The following is a 1947-nucleotide window of genomic DNA, read 5'->3' on the forward strand; positions in this document are numbered from 1 at the left end:
ATAGCGACGACACCCGCACCATCAAGCAACAGTATCAGCGCCAGCAGGATCAGCTCAGTGAGATCAAGCTCAAGATGCGGGAGCTGATTGGGGATTATCAGGCAAGATAATGATAAAAAAGCCGGAAGATCTCCATGATCTTCCGGTTCTCTGATGGTTATTCTCTACTCAGAAGTAATTCTTTCCACTTTTCAAGATAACCTTTGAACTCTTCTATCGTTGAAATTTGTAGGCTTTCTTCGGTGTATTCATTAAAGATATCGACACCATCCGGTTTGATGGTAACAGTGTGGGCATTGCCTGTGCCTTCCCATTCTGGTAATTCACCATTTTTAACCGAGTCACATAATTCAAGATATTCATTTACCCCATTTAAACTGCCTTGAATATCATCTTTTAAAAACCAGGCTATTAGATGATGTTCAGTTTCAACTTCGGCACATGAATAACCATGTTCATCAATATAATATTTCATTTGTTATTTAACGCTCATAAACAGGGAATGCTGTATTAATATTTCCATTATTATCTAGATAACCACCAATTTTCACGCCGCTTGGTGATACTCCCTCCCATCTACTACCATCAATAGTGGCATTTTTATGCGCACCTTTAATTTCTGTTAGTACTTTTTGTCGATTCCAAGATTGAGGGAAAAACGTTGATTTAGGCCCTTTTTGTACCCACTGTCCAGTTTGAGGGTTAAATACTTCTACCTTTCCACGATAGACGCCTTGAGCATTCACAGGATCAGTGATTTCCGTAATTCGTGCTTTCCCTTGATGGCCTATACTCGCTTCATGATGGAAACCTACGGCATTTCCTCTTCGGTTTATTTCGCCATGGAAAACGTGATCAACATTAATTTTGGGTTTCGTACCCGGGCACGGCGTTAACCCTAAAGGATCTACCCAAGATGTTGGATTTTCCACATAAGCATAAGGGTTTGCCCCACCTAGCAGTCCCAACGGGTCCGGTGTCAAATACTGTCCCGCCACCGGCGAGTAATACCTGAACCGATTGTAGACTAACCCGCTCTCTTCATCCAGCCACTGGCCGGCAAATTGTAAGCCCGGATTGAAGTCGGCATTTTCACCCCGCATGCCCAGCCGCAGCCCATACAAACTTTGCGGCGGTTGGCGCCAAACCCGATGACCGGCTTCATCGAACAAGGCCAGTGGTTCCCCCGTTGGGGCACACACCGCATACTGGGTCTGGATTTTTCCGGCCAGTAATTCACAGCGGTTTTCCGGATCCGGGGTAAAAAACTGTACCTGCTGCGCCAGCAGCTGCCAGCCGTCGAACACCAGATGGCGGATACAGTGTAACCGGTTATGCCGGTACTCCCGGATTTCAGTGGGCACATCCCCGTCCCACAGGTAAGTCGTGCGCTGGCCTGACTGGTCACACACCTTTTCAGTGCGTCGCCCGAAAGCATCGTAGCGATAGGCCCACTGCTGGCCGCCCGGGGTCTGCACGCCAATCAACTGGTTCTGGCTGTTCCAGCGGAACTGGGTCAGTTGCGGGCGGTGGCCTTCCTGCCAGAGCTGCATGGCCGTCATGCGACCGGCATCGTCATATTCAAACAGGTGTTGACCGACCTGGCGTAACCGATGGCCTTTTTGGTAGAGCCGTTCCCCCTCAATCTCATTGAGTCCGTCAAAACGGCGGGCGGGGTAACCGCAGGCATCGTACTGATAATGTTCCCGCAACCGCTCGCCGTCACTGACTGACGTCACCTGCCCGTTGCCATTGACCACATAGCGCAGCCACTGCCGCTCATCATTGGCCGCCACCAGATTGAGCGCCGCATCGTAACGGTATTCCCGGTCCAGTCCCGCCAACGTGGGCTGCGGAATATCGGCTACCTCGTGGGCCTCAAAAAACTCGGTATTGCGCCCGGCACGCTGCGCGGTCAGTTGCCCCATCAGGGAATGTTCCTGACGC

General features: G+C 50.3%; 2 protein-coding genes. Both read right to left on the minus strand.

What is annotated here, in order from left to right; all coding sequences use genetic code 11:
• Nucleotides 1-157: 157 nt before the first annotated feature.
• Nucleotides 158-475: a YacL family protein gene (locus IQ211_RS19015; protein ID WP_189761337.1), complete on the minus strand. Its 318-nt coding sequence runs from the start codon at nt 473-475 to the stop codon at nt 158-160.
• A gap of 7 nt (nt 476-482) precedes the next feature.
• The gene (locus IQ211_RS19020; protein ID WP_223281896.1) at nt 483-1844 is read right to left on the minus strand and encodes an EndoU domain-containing protein; all 1362 of its coding nucleotides are present in this window, start codon (nt 1842-1844) and stop codon (nt 483-485) included.
• Nucleotides 1845-1947 lie beyond the last annotated feature (103 nt).

Origin of the sequence: Xenorhabdus griffiniae (genome assembly GCF_015163655.1) — a bacterium.
Taxonomy (GTDB): domain Bacteria; phylum Pseudomonadota; class Gammaproteobacteria; order Enterobacterales; family Enterobacteriaceae; genus Xenorhabdus; species Xenorhabdus griffiniae.

Coding starts and splice junctions, on each gene's coding strand:
- IQ211_RS19015 (WP_189761337.1), bottom strand. CDS start 475: ATGAAATATTATATTGATGAACATGGTTATTCATGTGCCGAAGTTGAA.